The following is a 15,126-nucleotide window of genomic DNA, read 5'->3' on the forward strand; positions in this document are numbered from 1 at the left end:
AGTCCTGCACACCACCCCCGCAGGCCCGTCACCGCCACCCAACAGCCCCGCGCAGCGGCAACGCGCCGCAGGCGCAACGGCGAGACGCCCCACGGCGGGACAACCGACAACGCCCGCGCCGCCAGGCGCAAACAGCAACCCCCACGGCGGCAAAGCCGACAACGTGGGAACCGGCCCAGCGCCAGCAATCACGCTCCGTATACCGGCCGCGCCGGCTCCGATTCCGTGAGGAGTTTGCGGGTGGTTTCGCCGGCCTCGGACGGGGTCCAGCGGGCTCCCTTGTCGGCGGTGGGGCCGGGGCGCCAGCCTTCCATGACGGTGATGCGGCCGCCCTCGGCTTCGAAGACGCGGCCGGTGACGCCGGCGCTGTCGGCGGAGGCGAGCCAGACGACCAGGGGGGAGACGTTTTCGGGGGCCATGGCGTCGAAGTCGCCGTCGGTGGGGGCGGCCATGGTGTCGGCGAAGGTCTGTTCGGTCATGCGGGTGCGGGCGGCGGGGGCGAGGGCGTTGACTTGGATGCCGTAGCGGCCGAGTTCGGCGGCGGCGACGAGGGTCAGGCCGAGGATGCCGGCCTTGGCGGCGGAGTAGTTGCCCTGGCCGACGCTGCCCAGCAGGCCGGCGCCGGAGCTGGTGTTGATGACCCGGGCGTCGGGCGTCCGGCCGGCTTTGGCCTCGGTCCGCCAGTGCGCGGCGGCGTGCTTGAGGGGCAGGAAGTGACCTTTGAGGTGGACCCGCATGACGGCGTCCCAGTCGTCCTCGGCGAGGTTGACGAGCATGCGGTCCCGCAGGAAGCCGGCGTTGTTCACCAGGGCGTCCAGGCGGCCGAAGGTGTCGAGGGCGGTGGTGACGAGGGAGCGGGCGCCGTCGTCGGTGGTGATGTCGCCGGTGTGCGCGACGGCCTGGCCGCCGTGGGCGCGGATCTCCTCGACGACCTGTTGGGCGGGGCCGCCGGAGGCGCCGGCGCCGTCGGCGGTCACTCCGAGGTCGTTGACGACGACGGCGGCTCCTTCCGCGGCGAGGGCGAGGGCGTGGGCGCGGCCGAGGCCCCGGCCGGCGCCGGTGACGGCGGCGACGCGTCCGGTGCAGATTCCGGTCATCTCATGACTCCTTGGAGTGGTTGACGGTGGCGGCGTCGAGGAAGGCGGGGCGTTCCCCGCCGCCGTGGAGGTGCAGGCTGGCGCCGCTGACGTAGCCGGCGCGGTCGGAGGCGAGGAAGACGCAGGCGTCGCCGATCTCGGTGGGCTCGGCGAGCCGGCCGAGCGGCACGGTCGCGCCGACGGCGGCGATGCCGGTCTCGTCCCCGTAGTGCAGGGCGGAGAGTTCGGTGCGCACCATGCCGAGGACGAGGGTGTTGACGCGGACGTGCGGCGCCCATTCGACGGCCATCGAGCGGGCGAGGTTGTCCAGTCCCGCTTTGGCGGCGCCGTAGGCGGCGGTGCCGGGTGAGGGGCGGGTGCCGCTGACGCTGCCGATCATGATCACCGAGCCGCCGTCGGGCTGGTCGCGCATCACTTCGTAGGCGGCGAGCGCGGCGGTGAGCGGGGCGATGAGGTTGAGTTCCACGACGCGGGCGTGGCGTTCGGCGGTGGTGCCGTCGAGCAGCCGGTAGGGGCTGCCACCGGCGTTGTTGACCAGGCAGTCCAGCCGCCCGTGGGCGGCCGCGACGCCCTGGAAGAAGTCCTGGACGGCGGCGGGTTCCCGCAGGTCCACGGCGTGGAAGCGGGCGGCGCGGCCGTCGGCGGTGACGGGGGCGTCCGGGGGCCGCCGGGCGCACACCACGACCGTGGCGCCGGCCCGGAGGAAGGACCGGGCGATGCCGGCGCCGACGCCCCGGGTACCGCCGGTGACGACGGCGACCCGTCCGGTCAGATCGAGGTTCAGGGACAACTGGTACCTCCCGCGGCGGGCGATCCGCTGCTAACTTCGCTACCTAACAAACGCTTGGTGGAAAGGTAGCTGATCTGCTCATGGGTGTCTCCACCTCCGCACCCGACCAGGGCGTCGCGGTCGTCACCGTGGACTTCCCCCCGGTCAACGCACTGCCCGTACAGGGCTGGTACGACCTCGCCGACGCCGTACGGGCCGCCGGCCGCGATCCGGACGTCCGGTGCGTGGTGCTCACCGCCGCGGGGCGCGGGTTCAACGCCGGCGTCGACATCAAGGAGATGCAGCGCGACACCGCGTCCGGCGGCCACGGGGCGCTGATCGGCGCCAACCGCGGCTGCGCCGAGGCGTTCGCCGCGGTCTACGAGTGCGAAGTGCCGGTGGTCGCCGCCGTGCACGGCTTCTGCCTGGGCGGCGGCATCGGCCTGGTGGGCAACGCCGACGCGATCGTGGCGAGCCACGACGCCACCTTCGGCCTGCCCGAGCTGGACCGCGGCGCCCTGGGCGCCGCCACCCACCTGGCCCGCCTGGTCCCCCAGCACCTGATGCGGGCGCTGTACTACACCTCGCGGACCGCCACCGCCCACGAACTGCACGCGCACGGCTCCGTCTGGAAAGTCGTGCCGCGCGAGGAACTGACCGACGCGGCAATGGAGTTGGCCCGGGAGATCGCCCGCAAGGACGGCTTCCTCATCCGGCTCGCCAAGGCCGCCATCAACGGCATCGACCCGGTCGACGTACGCCGTAGCTACCGCTTCGAGCAGGGCTTCACCTTCGAGGCCAACCTCAGCGGGGTCGCGGACCGGGTCCGCGACACCTTCGGCGCCGACGGGCCCCACAAGGACGAGGAGGACCGATCGTGACCGACAAGACCATGACCCCCGAGGACGTCGTGGCGCGACTGCACAGCGGGATGACCCTGGGCATCGGCGGCTGGGGCTCCCGCCGCAAGCCGATGGCGCTGGTCCGGGCGCTGCTGCGGTCCGACGTCACCGATCTGACCGTGGTCTCCTACGGCGGACCGGACGTGGGGCTGCTGGCCGCCGCCGGGAAGATCCGCAAGCTGGTCACCGCGTTCGCCACGCTGGACTCGATCCCGTTGGAGCCGCACTTCCGCGCGGCCCGGCAGGCCGGCGGCTTCGAGCTGAGCGAGATCGACGAGGCGATGTTCATGTGGGGGCTGCGGGCGGCCGCCAACCGGCTGCCCTTCCTCCCCATCCGGGCCGGTCTGGGCTCGGACGTGATGCGGGTCAACCCCGACCTGAAGACGGTCACCTCGCCGTATGAGGACGGCGAGACCTTCGTGGCGATGCCGGCACTGCGGCTGGACGCCGCGCTGGTGCACCTCAACCGGGCCGACCGGCTCGGCAACGGCCAGTACCTGGGCCCCGACCCGTACTTCGACGACCTGTTCTGCGAGGCGGCGGACAGCGCCTACGTCTCGTGCGAGGAGTTGGTGGACGACTTCGGGGCGGCCGCGCCGCAGACCCTGCTGGTCAAGCGGCACGCGGTCACCGGCGTCGTGGCGACCCCGCACGGCGCGCACTTCACCTCCTGCGTCCCGGACTACGACCGCGACGAGGCCTTCCAGAAGCTCTACGCGACCACCCCCTGGCCGGAGTTCGCCGCCCGGTTCCTGCACGGGGACGAGAAGGACTACCAGGCGGCCGTCCAGACCTGGCACGAGGAGACCCGATGACCAGCCGCGCCGAATACTGCGTGCTCGCCTGCGCCGACGCCTGGCGCGACGACGGCGAGGTGCTCGCCAGCCCGATGGGCGCCGTCCCCTCGATCGGCGCCCGGCTCGCCAAGCGCACCTTCTCCCCCGACCTGCTGCTGACCGACGGTGAGGCGCTGCTGGTCGGCCTGGACGGGCGGGCCGAGGGTTGGTTGCCCTACCGCCAGCACCTGGCCATGGTCACCGGCGGCAAGCGGCACGTGATGATGGGCGCCAGTCAACTCGACCGGTTCGGCAACCAGAACATCTCCTGCATCGGTGACTGGGAGCGGCCCGACCGGCAGCTCCTCGGTGTCCGCGGCGCACCCGTCAACACCCTGAACAACCCGACGAGTTACTGGGTTCCCAAGCACTCCCGGCGGGTCTTCGTCGAGAAGGTCGACATGGTCTGCGGGGTCGGCTACGACAGGGCGGCCGCGGCCGGGCCGTCCGCCACCCGCTACCACCGCATCCCGCGGGTGGTCAGCAACCTGGGCGTCTTCGACTTCGCCACCGCGGACCACTCGATGCGGCTGGTCTCGCTGCATCCGGGCGTCACCGTCGAGGAGGTGCAGGAGGCCACCGGCTTCCCGCTGGGGCGGGCCGACGAGGTCCCGTACACCCGCGAGCCCACCGCCGAGGAGCTGCGGCTGATCCGCGAGGTGATCGATCCGAAGGGGCTGCGCGACCGCGAGGTGCCGGCGTGAGCACCGACCGTGCCCCGGCCGCCGGCTCCGCCACCGGGGAGGCCCCGGCCCTCGCCACGCGGCTGACCAAACTGGTCGGCGTGCGGCACCCGATCGTGCAGACCGGGATGGGCTGGGTGGCCGGCCCGCGCCTGGTGTCCGCCGCCGCCAACGCCGGCGCACTGGGCATCCTGGCCTCCGCCACCATGAGCCCGGACCAGCTGCGGTCCGCGGTCCGCGAGGTCCGGTCCCGCACCGACCAGCCGTTCGGGGTCAATCTGCGGGCGGACGCCGGCGATGCCGCCGAGCGCGTGCGGATCATCGTCGACGAGGGCGTCCGGGTCGCCTCGTTCGCGCTGGCGCCCTCGCGCGAGCTGATCGCCCGGCTCAAGGACGCCGGGGTCGTCGTCATCCCCTCCATCGGCGCCCGGCGGCACGCCGAGAAGGTCGCGGCCTGGGGCGCCGACGCGGTCGTCGTCCAGGGCGGCGAGGGCGGCGGCCACACCGGGAACGTCGCCACCACCGTGCTGCTCCCCCAGGTCGTGGACGCGGTGGACATCCCGGTGATCGCCGCCGGTGGCTTCTTCGACGGCCGGGGCCTGGTCGCCGCGCTCGCCTACGGGGCGGCCGGGATCGCCATGGGCACCCGCTTCCTGCTGACCTCGGACAGCACCGTGCCGCCGGCCGTCCAGGCGCGCTACCTGGAGGCCGCCGTCAAGGACGTCACCGTCACCACGAAGGTCGACGGGCTCCCGCACCGGATGCTGCGCAGCGAACTGGTCGAGGCGCTGGAGCGGTCCGGGCGCACCAGGGCGCTGCTGCGCGCGGTGCGGCACGCCGCGTCGTTCCGCAAGCTGTCCGGCCTGAGTTGGGCCCAGATGGTCCGCGACGGGCTGGCGATGAAACACGGCAAGGACCTGACCTGGAGTCAGATCCTGCTGGCGGCCAACACCCCGATGCTGCTCAAGGCGTCGATGGTGGACGGCCGCACCGACCTCGGCGTGATGGCCTCCGGCCAGGTGGCCGGGGTGATCGAGGACCTTCCGTCGTGCGCCGAACTGGTCGACCGGATCATGACCGAGGCGCACCGGTCACTGGCGGGCCTGCCCCGCTGACCCCCACCGCCCGGGGGTGCGGACCGGCACCGGTCCGCACCCCCGGGCGCCCCTCCCCTCCCCCTCAGGAGCTGCCGCGTGTACCCCTCCCGACGACGCGTCACCACCCTGCTCTTCGGCTCGGCGCTGGCCCTCGGCGGGCTCGTAGCCACCGGCTGCGAGACCTCCGCCGACGCCGCCACCGCCCCGCGCAACCGGCGGAGCACCCCACCGCCGCCCGACCGCCGGGTCCCGCTGCACGGCGCGGTCAACTGCCGTGATCTGGGCGGCTACCGGACCGAGGACGGCAGGCAGCTGCGGTACGGCCGCCTGTTCCGCTCCGACTCGCTCGCCAAGCTGACCCCCGAGGACGTCGCGGCGGTCGGCCGCCTCGGGCTGCACACGGCCCTCGACATGCGGGTGCCCTCGGAGGTCTCGTTCGACGGCGCGGACCGGCTGCCCTCCGGGCTGACCGTCACGTCGCTGCCGATCGACGACACGGGGCTGTTCGCGGCCATGCAGGCGGCCATCGCCACCAAGGACCCGGTCGCGCAGCAGCGCCTGCTGGGCGACGGCAAGGCGGCGGCCCTCATGAGTGACATGTACCCGACATTCGTCACCAACGCCGCCAACCGCGCCGCGTTCGGCTCCATGTTCGCCCGGATCGCCGACGGGGACCGGGTGCCACTGCTCTTCCACTGCACCTCGGGCAAGGACCGCACCGGCTGGCTGAGCTACCTCGTGCTGCGTCTGCTCGGCGTCCCGCACGCCACCGCACTGGAGGACTACCTGCTCTCCAACACCCTGCGCCGCGAGGCCGACGCCGCGGTGCGCGCACAGCTCAAGCAGGCCGGGATGATGCAGGACCCGGACCTGCTGATCCCGCTCCAGGAGGTGCGCACCGCGTACCTGTCGTCCGGACTCGACCGACTGCACCGCGACTACGGAAGCATCCCGCGCTACCTGGCCACCGGCCTGGGCGTGGACGCCAAGACGACGGCCCGGATCCGCGCACTGCTGCTGCGCTGACCCGGACCGCGCACCACCCGCCCGGCGGCGGTGAGGTGACGTACCGTCAGAAACGTTCGATGATGGTCACGTTGGCCTGGCCGCCGCCCGGACAACCAGAGCCCGGACGGCCTGCGCCCCGTCCGGGACGGGGTGCCCGGGCGGCCCCATGACCAGCCGCACCGCTCCTGCCGACACGCCCGGTCGGCGAGGCGGCAGGCGAGCCGCGCGAGGCACTCCGACACCGGACCGCGCCGCCGCCGGACCACCAACGGGTGGGGAATCGATCCCCCAGACGCGAGCCGCCTCCTGAACACCCGGGTCGCCCGCCAGAAGTGCGCTGGCTTCGCCTACCACCCGACGCGCTGTTCCTTTCGCGATCAGCGGCAGCAAGCGCGGGAGGGGGCGGCACCGCCCGGGCCCCGGCGCGTGCGAGGACCGACTTGGCTGACCGGGGATGACCGCGCTGCTGCCGGCGGGGGGGGGGCACGCCACGGCCTGCGGCGAGGGACCGCACCGCCAGTCGACGAGGTCCGGACCGCCCGGTGCCCCGTCCATCCACACCCGCCCTCCGGCGTCAAGTGGCATATGTGCCCATACCGGCGAGTCCGCGGCACGCAGCAGTGTGGTGGCGTTCGGGTCGGCGTGCGGCTGGGGAGGGTTGTCCCGGCTCGCCGCGCCGCACGACCGGCACGGGGGGACGAAACGTGAGAGGCAAGTCGGGTGCTGCCGCGGTGCTCGCGGGCACACCCGCCCGGCATCGCGGTGGTCACCGCGCCCGTCGTCTCGCCGTCCTGAGCCCGCCAAGGTCAGGAACGCCCCCGGCCCGAGACCGCGACTGTGGTCGTGACGGAGGGCAGCCGCAACCGCCGCCACCCGACGCCCACCGGTCCGGACGGCCACAGACACCGGGACGCGCAAGCGCGCCGCTTCGGCCCTCCGCAGGGCACGAGGCACAGGAAAGACAGCTTCACACCACACACCGTGGGCACCCAGGGCAGGGGTCGGGGCGCACCGCACCCCGCCTGCCCCAGGAAGACGGGGGAGAGCGACGACATGACCGTCGACTTACGTCATCTCATGCCGATACGGCGACAGACTCAGCGCAACGGGATCGACCTGAGCAAGAACGAGTTGATCCACCCACGGACGGACGAAGTGCTGCGGGCGGTGGGCAGGGCGCTCTCGCCGCAGATGCTGCGTCACTACCCGGCGACGGCGGAGTCCGCCGCTCTGCTGGCCGCGTACTTCGGCACCGATACCGACCACTTGGTGCTGACGCCGGGCTCGGACGCCGCCATCCGTCTGGTGTGCGAGTACTACAGGCGCAGCACCCAGGGCAGCGGCACCGTCCTCTTGCAGGACCCCAACTACCCGGCGTGGGAACACACCGCCCGATTACTCGGCCTCACCCTGCACCGGGCCACCCTGGACGACGGCGACTTGGCCGGGCAGCAGCGCCGACTGCTGCATGCAGCGCGCACGACGGCGAACGCCCTGATCGCCGTCAGCGTGCCCAACGGCCCGGCGGGCGGTGCCCTGACACCGGCCGCGCTGACCGAACTCTGCGCATTGGCCCAGGAACGCCGGCACATTCTCGTTGTGGACAGCTGTTATCAGGCATTCCACGGCCCGCTCACCGAACAGGCCGCGCGGGCGGGCGACCGAGTGCTGGTCGTCCAGTCCCTGTCCAAGTCGCATGCGCTGGCGGGTTCCAGGATCGCCGTACTGATCGGCGCCCCCGAACTCATCGGAGGTCTGGCCGCAGGGCCGCTGGAACACGCCGTGTCCAGCACCTCCCTGCTGGCGGCCCGAGTCGCGGTCGAGCACCACCAGATGTTCCAGGACGTGTGGAACGAGATCCGACAGATGCGAACACGGGCCGCCGAGATGCTGCACGGGCTGGGGCATGCACCGCTGCCGTCCGGCGGCAACTTCATCACCGTTTCCCTCGGCCGTACCCAACGGGCAGCGGCCTGCGCGGCCAAGCTCGCCGACGCCGGGTACTCCGTCTGCGATCTGTCTGACGTGCCGGGCCTCACCGGATGCGTACGTTTCACGATCGCCGACGCCGGGACCACAGAACGCTTCTTGCCCGTACTGCGTCGCGTACTGGTCGAGGCTCCCCTCGCCCCGCCACCCGTCCATGCCCCGTGACCCGACCGCGCCGCAGCACGGCGCGGGAACGGCCCACCGGGCCCGGTGCCCCGCCGATGGGCGCGACGGCACGCCGTGCAGCCGTCACGGAAGGCGCCGCCCGCACGACACACCACCACTGAAACCACCAAGAGTTGAGGAATGCACCGTGCGTCCCATCCGATCCGCATGCGCAGGTGCCACCTGCGCGCCCGCTCACCCGAAGGACCACCGACGGACCCCGGGTGAGGCCCGATGAACCGGCCCAACACAGTCAATGTCCTCCTGGTCGGAGGCTGCGGGCACTGGGCGGCCAAGGAGAACCACGTCCCGGCCCTGCTGGAGTTGAAAGCCCAACGCTTCCCCGTCCGGGTCGGCGCGATCTGCGACCATCGTGATCCGTATCGCGAGAACCTCACCGAACTGGGTATGGCCCCGCTGGCGGAACTCCTGCGGGGCGACCGGCCGAAGTGGCTGGACCCCGCGGGGCTGTCGGCCGACGCCCTGCACCGAGCCCTTGACGATCTGCACTCCGAGGAGCCGTTCGACGCGCTGGTCATCGCGTGCGACCCCGTCCATCACGTGGTGTACCTCCAGTGGGCGGTCGATCGGGGTGTGCACACGTTGTGCGACAAGCCCGTGGTGTGCGCCGCGAACGCGTCGTTCGACCCGGCTGCGGCCTTGAGCATCCAGCACGATTTCGACGCCCTCCTACGGAATCTCGCACGGCAGCAGGAGAAGCGTCCGTGTCACCTCGTGGTGCCGCTGCGCCGCCGGGCCAACGACGCCTACCTGACGGCGGCACAGGAGATAAGCGACGTCTACGACAGTCACAAGCAGGGATTGACCAGCATCAATCTGGTGAAGAACGCGGGCATGTACCGGCTTCCCGCCGAATACGGACTCGGCGACGCGCACGGATACCGTTCCGGCGTCGGTTCACTGGCTTTCTCCAGTTACCACTTCATCGACGTGATCGCCTGGTACTTATCGCTCGCCCTTGGGCAGGCGACGCAGTTGGTCCTCACCAACCCCTACCTGCGACGGCTCGGCGACTATCTGCAGACCGCCGAAGCCGGCGCTCTCGGGCGCATCCTGGGGGAAGGCCCCGACGGGGACGTTCGAGGCGAACTGCCGTACCAGGTGCTCCGCGCCGAAGTGGACTTCGTCTTCCACGCCGAACTGCTCGACGAAGACCAGCGGAAACTCGGGCTGATCACCTACTCCTGCTTCAACAACACCTACTCGCACCGCACGAGCGGAATGAGTGAGATCGACCGCGCCGGCCTGGTGCCGTTCCGGGAGAAAGGCCGGATGTCGCAGTTCGTGATGGACATCAACCAAGGCAGCCTGCAGCACGTCGTGATGAGCAAGAACGACGTGGTCGGCGAGGACTACCGCATTGCGATCCGGCGTCGCCGCAATCCACGCATCACCGACGAGCCCAGTCGGGACTGGTTGTTCGAAGACGCACACGCGGGCAGTCAGCTCACCCCCCGGCACCTCACCCAGGGTTTCATCAAGCTGGCCGCCGGCCAAGAGGTGTCTCCGGAGGTGGGCCGGCGACTGTCCTTCCTTCATGACCAGCAGCTCACCCATGCCCTGTTCGCCGGCTTCTACCAGCTCATCGCCGACGGCTTCACCGGCGTACGAGAGGCCCGAAGGGTCGTCAGGCTGACCTGATCCCACCGGGTACGCCAGCCCGCCCCCGGAACGCCGGCGCCACGATGCCGCCCGGTCCCAACTCAGCACGCCAAGACGTCACTCCACCACCTCTCAGGGGAGCCCTCATGGCAATTCCGAAGCGCATCGCCATCGTGGACGCGTATTCCTCGGCCAGACGGCTGGCGCCGCTGTTCATCGCCCAGGGATACGAATGCGTGCACGTCCAGAGCACACCGGAGATCCCGAACCTGTACGCGGGCTCATTCGACGCGCCCGATTTCGTGACGAACCATGTGCACCGCGGCGACCTTCAGGAGACGCTCGATGCTGTCGCCCTGCTGCGGCCGGCCCAGGTGATCGCGGGGATCGAGACCGGCGTGGAACTCGCGGACACGCTCGGTGAACGGTTGGGTCTGCGATCCAACGGCACAGCACTGAGCGCGGCGCGCCGGGACAAATACCGGATGATCGAGACGGTCCGTGCTGCGGGACTGCGGACCGCGGCACAGATCCGGACCGCCGACCCCGCCGCATTGGCGTCCTGGCACTCCGAGACCGGTGGCCGCATCGTGGTCAAACCCCTGCGCAGCGCGGGAAGCGATGGGGTGTCCTTCTGCGAGACGCCCGAGGAATCGGTGACCGCGCTGAAGTCCGTCCTCGGCACGAAGAGCGCGCTGGCCACGCAGAACGACGCCGTGGTGGCACAGGAATACCTGCCGGGCGACGAGTACTACGTCAACACCGTGAGCCGGGACGGACGGCACCGCGTCTGCGACATCTGGCGCACCACGCACCTCACCGCCAACGGGGTACTCGATCTACTGGAAGGTGCGCACCTGTTGCCGAGGGCTGGAGCGGTGCAGGACGAGTTGGTGAGGTACACCCTGCGCACGCTCGATGCTCTGGGCATCAGGAACGGGCCGGCGCACACCGAGGTCAAGTACACGCCGGACGGTCCGGCCCTGATCGAGACCGGGGCACGGTTGTGCGGCGGTGATCTCCCACATCTCGCACGACTCGCCCTGGGAGAAGGCCAGTTGGAATCGACCGTGGACGCCTACACACGGCCAGAGCGTTTCCTCGCGACCTGCGACCAGGACTACGAGGTGAGGCGGTACGCCGCGTGTGTCGGCATGGTCAGTCCGGCGGGCGGACGCCTACGGACCTACCGTGACCTCGCGCTCATCGAGGGCCTGGAGAGCCTGCACGAGCTGAAGGTACTGGTCCGCCCCGGCGAGAGGATCCAACGCACGGTCAACGATTTCACTTTCCCCGTCGTCCTCTATCTCCTCCACGAGGTGGAGTCCGTGGTCATGCGCGACATCGCGACGATGCGCCACCTTGACGGGCCCGACTTCTACCGCATCAGCTGATCCGTCGAGGCCGGCCAGGCCGCCCGAGTCGCGTTGCTCAACCACTGAGTGGATGGAGAGCCATGACTTCTGCCACCCCCCTCAAGGACACGCCCGTACCACCCCTGAACGCCTGCGCCCGGGAACGCGACCAGCCGAAGCGGGGGGTTCGGGAGTGACCGTGGCAACGCACCGCAGCACCTACCCGCTCGGGGTGACCTCTCTCGGCCTCGGATCGGTGCTCGGCGCCTCCACCAACGTGGTGTTCAGCCATGTTGCGCAAGCGGTGAATCCCTTCGTCGTCACGTTGTGCATGGTGACCGTCTCGGCACTCGTCTTCGGCGTCGTCAACCGCGGCCGGCGGCCGCTGCTGAACAGGGATACCTGGCGTGCCGCGATAGGTCTGAACGTGGCGTCGGCAGGAGCGTACGTCTGTCTGGTCGTCGGCCTGAAGTACCTGGAACCCGCGGTCGGCACGGCGCTCCAGGCAGGAGCCGCCCCCTTGATGACGATCCTGGTCACCGGCCTGCTGGCACGGCGGTTCACCGCCGGTCCCGCCGAGTGGTGCGGTGGGGCCGTCATCCTGGTCGGTAGCGGTCTGCTGATGTGGGTGTCCTTTACTGGGCGTTCCGCGCTCGGGAGCGCCGATACCGGCGGCACGGCCATCGGTGTCGCTGCGGTGCTCGTCTCCGGCCTAGCGATGGTGTTCTTGACCCTGTGCGCCAAGCGCCTCACCCAGTTGGGCTGGAGCAACTCGGCAGTGCTGGCGCATCGTTTCTACTTCACCATCGCGTGCTGCACCGGGCTGAGCATCGGCGTGGACGCGAACTGGTCGGCTCTGATGGGCAGTGCGGGGTACCTGCTGCCGTTCTGTGTGATCGGTTCCGGGGTCCTCCTCTTGCTGCAGATCGGAATCCGCAACGTGGCTCCCTTCGTGGTGATGGCGATGACCAACCTCAACTCCCTTCTCACCTACCTCCTCCAACTGTTCGACACCCGCTTGCACCTCTCCTTGAGCACTCTCTACGGCATCGCCGTGGTTCTCGCCGGGCTGCTGTGGATCGTGGTCACGCAACGCCGAGGGCCGCGTCACCCGCCCGGCCAGCGCTGACGACGCGGTCGAGGACACGGCCCTGGTGCGCGAACCCCGTTTTGGCCTGGGCGTCTTCGGCGCCGTGTCCCCGAACCCGGAGCTGTGATCCGAGACGCCGGCCAATCGTCACAACGGCCCCATCTCCCCCTCAGGAACCCGGCCGTGTACAGCCCCGCGGCGCCGGCCAGCTCGCTGGCCCCCCAGCCTCGCCACCCCGTGTCCGCCTGAGTGAATATCCGGTGTGGCCGGAAACGTCACGCTGCGCGCCTCCCTGACCCCGGACTGGCCTGCCAACGACCCATAATGGTACGGACCTTTGTACGGCACTGGGCACCGGAGGGACCGGGGGCGTGTCAGAGCACGATGTCGCACGGATGCTGGACTTGGCGATCGCCGCGCTGGGTGAACAAGAGCCCGAGCGCTTGTGGCCGTTGATCGTCGGGGAGCTTCTGCGCTCCGTGGGTGGGGAGATCGGGGTGTGCAAAACCCGTGCATGGGGCGGTCACACCGCCGAGGTCCCCTTCTGGGAACCGGACAGCGGGCTCAGAGAGGTTTCCGTCGACACCCGGACTCGGCAGTTGATCATGAACGGCTACCCCTTCCGGGACCACTACGAATGGTCAGCCGACCGAACCCCTGTGACGGCCGCCCGGGCAGCCGGTGCACGTGAGTGGCGCAACAGTGTGCTGCACAGCCTCACCCGACGGGCTTTCGGCACCCAGCACGTCTTGGGCATACCCGTTCCGGACAGCGCAGCGGTCATCCGCGGATGCCTGGTTTACCGCTCGGGCACGGACTTCACCAGCGCACAACTCGGCTACGCGCAGCGCGTACAGCCACTGCTGATCGGCGTCGAGAAGCAGGCACAGCTGCTGCGCCGTTGGCGATCTGCGACAGATCACCTGCAACCCGCTCCGGAGGCGTGCGCCGCCGCCTACGATCTGACGCCGAGGGAAATCACGGTGCTCACGCTGTTGGGGGACGCGCTGTCCGCCGGGTCGATCGCCCGGCGCCTTGGCATATCGGTACGCACGGTTCACAAGCACGTGGCGAACCTCTACCGCAAACTCGACACCAGGGACCGGATGGCCACCGTGTTGCGCGCTCAAGCCCTGGGGATTCTTCCTCCCTCCGCGCACATCGGTGCATGAGACACGGCGCCGACGCCCTCCAGCGCACCACCAGGTCGACGTCCGGCTCGCGGGCGCGCAGGGCGATCGCCGAGCGCGAGGCGCCCCCCGAAGCCATCGATCAGATCCGGCCTCAGGCGTAGATCGCCGGGGGACGCCGGACCGCTCTCAGAGACGTTCGATGATGGTCACGTTGGCCTGGCCGCCGCCCTCGCACATGGTCTGGAGGCCGAACCGGCCGCCGGTGCGCTCCAGTTCGTTCAGCAGCGTGGTCATCAGCCGGACGCCGGTCGCCCCCAGCGGGTGGCCGAGGGCGATGGCCCCGCCGTTGACGTTGACCCGCTCGGGATCGGCGCCGGTCTCCTTGAGCCAGGCCAGCACCACCGGCGCGAACGCCTCGTTGATCTCGACCAGGTCGATGTCGTCGATCGTCATCCCGGCCTTCTTCAGCGCGTACGCGGTGGCCGGGATCGGCGCGGACAGCATCCGGATCGGGTCCTCGCCGCGGACCGAGAGGTGGTGGATCCGGGCGCGCGGGGTCAGCCCGTGCTCGGCCACCGCCCGCTCGGAGGCCAGCAGCATCGCCGCGGCCCCGTCGGACACCTGGGAGGAGACCGCGGCGGTCAGCCGGCCGCCCTCGACCACCGGCGCCAACCCCGCCATCTTCTCCAGCGAGGTCGCGCGGCGCGGCCCCTCGTCGGTGGTGACCTCGCCGTACGCGACGAGTTCGCGGTCGAAGCGGCCCTCGTCGATGGCCCGGACCGCCCGCTGGTGCGAGCGGAGCGCGAACTCCTCCATGTCCAGCCGGGAGATGTCCCACTTGGTGGCGATCAGCTCGGCGCCGTGGAACTGGTTGACGGGCTGGTCCCCGTAGCGGGCCCGCCAGCCTTCGGAACCGGCGTACGGGCCCTGGGTGAGGCCCAGCGGCTCGGCGGCCTGCCGGCTGGCGAAGGCGATCGGGATCTGCGACATGTTCTGCACCCCGCCGGCCACGACCAGGTCCTGGGTGCCGGAGAGCACTCCCTGCGCGGCGAAGTGCACGGCCTGCTGCGAGGAACCGCACTGCCGGTCGACGGTGACGCCGGGCACCTCCTCCGGCAGCCCGGCGGCCAGCCAGCAGGTGCGGGCGATGTCCCCGGCCTGCGGCCCGACGGTGTCCAGGCAGCCGAAGACGACGTCCTCGACCGCGGCCGGATCGATCCCGGTGCGGCCCATCAGCGCGGTCAGCACGTGCGCGCCGAGGTCGGCCGGGTGGACGCCGGACAGTCCGCCGCCCTTCTTCCCCACCGGGGTGCGGACGGCATCGACGATGTACGCCTCGGACATGGTGAACTCCTTGGTCAGATTGTGCGGATGTGCCG

The 15,126-nt window shown here is 70.8% G+C and carries 13 protein-coding genes; 10 read left to right on the forward strand and 3 right to left on the reverse strand.

Features of this window, described 5'->3' with window-relative positions:
- Positions 1-188: 188 nt before the first annotated feature.
- Complete coding sequence (locus ACJ6WD_RS36780) at positions 189-1,097, reverse strand: SDR family oxidoreductase (protein ID WP_233662079.1); 909 nt, start codon at positions 1,095-1,097, stop codon at positions 189-191.
- Position 1,098: 1 nt separating this feature from the next.
- Positions 1,099-1,887: an SDR family oxidoreductase gene (locus tag ACJ6WD_RS36785; RefSeq protein ID WP_407617411.1), complete on the reverse strand. Its 789-nt coding sequence runs from the start codon at positions 1,885-1,887 to the stop codon at positions 1,099-1,101.
- An 80-nt stretch (positions 1,888-1,967) separates the two neighbouring features.
- Here ACJ6WD_RS36785 and ACJ6WD_RS36790 point away from each other — a divergent pair, with 80 nt between their 5' ends.
- The 10 genes from ACJ6WD_RS36790 (at position 1,968) to ACJ6WD_RS36835 (ending at position 13,786) form a co-directional block, all read left to right on the forward strand.
- The gene (locus ACJ6WD_RS36790) at positions 1,968-2,747 is read left to right on the forward strand and encodes an enoyl-CoA hydratase family protein (RefSeq protein WP_233662077.1); all 780 of its coding nucleotides are present in this window, start codon (positions 1,968-1,970) and stop codon (positions 2,745-2,747) included.
- Positions 2,744-3,583 (forward strand): CoA transferase subunit A, encoded by an 840-nt coding sequence (locus ACJ6WD_RS36795; RefSeq protein ID WP_020930300.1) that lies wholly within the window; start codon positions 2,744-2,746, stop codon positions 3,581-3,583. Before ACJ6WD_RS36790 ends, ACJ6WD_RS36795 begins: the two co-directional genes overlap by 4 nt.
- On the forward strand, positions 3,580-4,308 hold the full coding sequence (locus ACJ6WD_RS36800; RefSeq protein ID WP_331247993.1) for a CoA-transferase: 729 nt from the start codon (positions 3,580-3,582) through the stop codon (positions 4,306-4,308). Before ACJ6WD_RS36795 ends, ACJ6WD_RS36800 begins: the two co-directional genes overlap by 4 nt.
- Entirely contained in the window at positions 4,305-5,402 is a 1,098-nt protein-coding gene (locus tag ACJ6WD_RS36805; protein ID WP_407617412.1) for an NAD(P)H-dependent flavin oxidoreductase, read from the forward strand. Before ACJ6WD_RS36800 ends, ACJ6WD_RS36805 begins: the two co-directional genes overlap by 4 nt.
- 78 nt (positions 5,403-5,480) lie before the next feature.
- Positions 5,481-6,410, forward strand: coding sequence for a tyrosine-protein phosphatase (locus ACJ6WD_RS36810; RefSeq protein WP_331247991.1), 930 nt, complete (start codon positions 5,481-5,483; stop codon positions 6,408-6,410).
- A 1,059-nt stretch (positions 6,411-7,469) separates the two neighbouring features.
- A complete protein-coding gene (locus ACJ6WD_RS36815) occupies positions 7,470-8,546 on the forward strand; it encodes an aminotransferase class I/II-fold pyridoxal phosphate-dependent enzyme (RefSeq protein WP_407617413.1) in 1,077 nt (358 codons plus the stop codon).
- A gap of 234 nt (positions 8,547-8,780) precedes the next feature.
- Complete coding sequence (locus tag ACJ6WD_RS36820) at positions 8,781-10,208, forward strand: hypothetical protein (RefSeq protein ID WP_407617414.1); 1,428 nt, start codon at positions 8,781-8,783, stop codon at positions 10,206-10,208.
- A 107-nt stretch (positions 10,209-10,315) separates the two neighbouring features.
- Positions 10,316-11,563 (forward strand): ATP-grasp domain-containing protein, encoded by a 1,248-nt coding sequence (locus tag ACJ6WD_RS36825; RefSeq protein ID WP_407617415.1) that lies wholly within the window; start codon positions 10,316-10,318, stop codon positions 11,561-11,563.
- A gap of 160 nt (positions 11,564-11,723) precedes the next feature.
- The gene (locus ACJ6WD_RS36830) at positions 11,724-12,653 is read left to right on the forward strand and encodes a hypothetical protein (protein ID WP_407617416.1); all 930 of its coding nucleotides are present in this window, start codon (positions 11,724-11,726) and stop codon (positions 12,651-12,653) included.
- Between the two features lie 332 nt (positions 12,654-12,985).
- Complete coding sequence (locus tag ACJ6WD_RS36835) at positions 12,986-13,786, forward strand: LuxR C-terminal-related transcriptional regulator (RefSeq protein ID WP_331247986.1); 801 nt, start codon at positions 12,986-12,988, stop codon at positions 13,784-13,786.
- Between the two features lie 147 nt (positions 13,787-13,933).
- Here ACJ6WD_RS36835 and ACJ6WD_RS36840 read toward each other — a convergent pair whose 3' ends face one another.
- Complete coding sequence (locus ACJ6WD_RS36840; RefSeq protein WP_376444275.1) at positions 13,934-15,091, reverse strand: acetyl-CoA C-acetyltransferase; 1,158 nt, start codon at positions 15,089-15,091, stop codon at positions 13,934-13,936.
- Positions 15,092-15,126: the final 35 nt, after the last annotated feature.

The sequence above is a fragment of the Streptomyces sp. VTCC 41912 genome, assembly GCF_045799175.1.
Lineage (GTDB): Bacteria > Actinomycetota > Actinomycetes > Streptomycetales > Streptomycetaceae > Streptomyces > Streptomyces albulus_C.

Coding starts and splice junctions, on each gene's coding strand:
- ACJ6WD_RS36800 (WP_331247993.1), top strand. CDS start 3,580: ATGACCAGCCGCGCCGAATACTGCGTGCTCGCCTGCGCCGACGCCTGG.
- ACJ6WD_RS36815 (WP_407617413.1), top strand. CDS start 7,470: ATGCCGATACGGCGACAGACTCAGCGCAACGGGATCGACCTGAGCAAG.
- ACJ6WD_RS36820 (WP_407617414.1), top strand. CDS start 8,781: ATGAACCGGCCCAACACAGTCAATGTCCTCCTGGTCGGAGGCTGCGGG.
- ACJ6WD_RS36825 (WP_407617415.1), top strand. CDS start 10,316: ATGGCAATTCCGAAGCGCATCGCCATCGTGGACGCGTATTCCTCGGCC.
- ACJ6WD_RS36840 (WP_376444275.1), bottom strand. CDS start 15,091: ATGTCCGAGGCGTACATCGTCGATGCCGTCCGCACCCCGGTGGGGAAG.
- ACJ6WD_RS36790 (WP_233662077.1), top strand. CDS start 1,968: ATGGGTGTCTCCACCTCCGCACCCGACCAGGGCGTCGCGGTCGTCACC.
- ACJ6WD_RS36780 (WP_233662079.1), bottom strand. CDS start 1,097: ATGACCGGAATCTGCACCGGACGCGTCGCCGCCGTCACCGGCGCCGGC.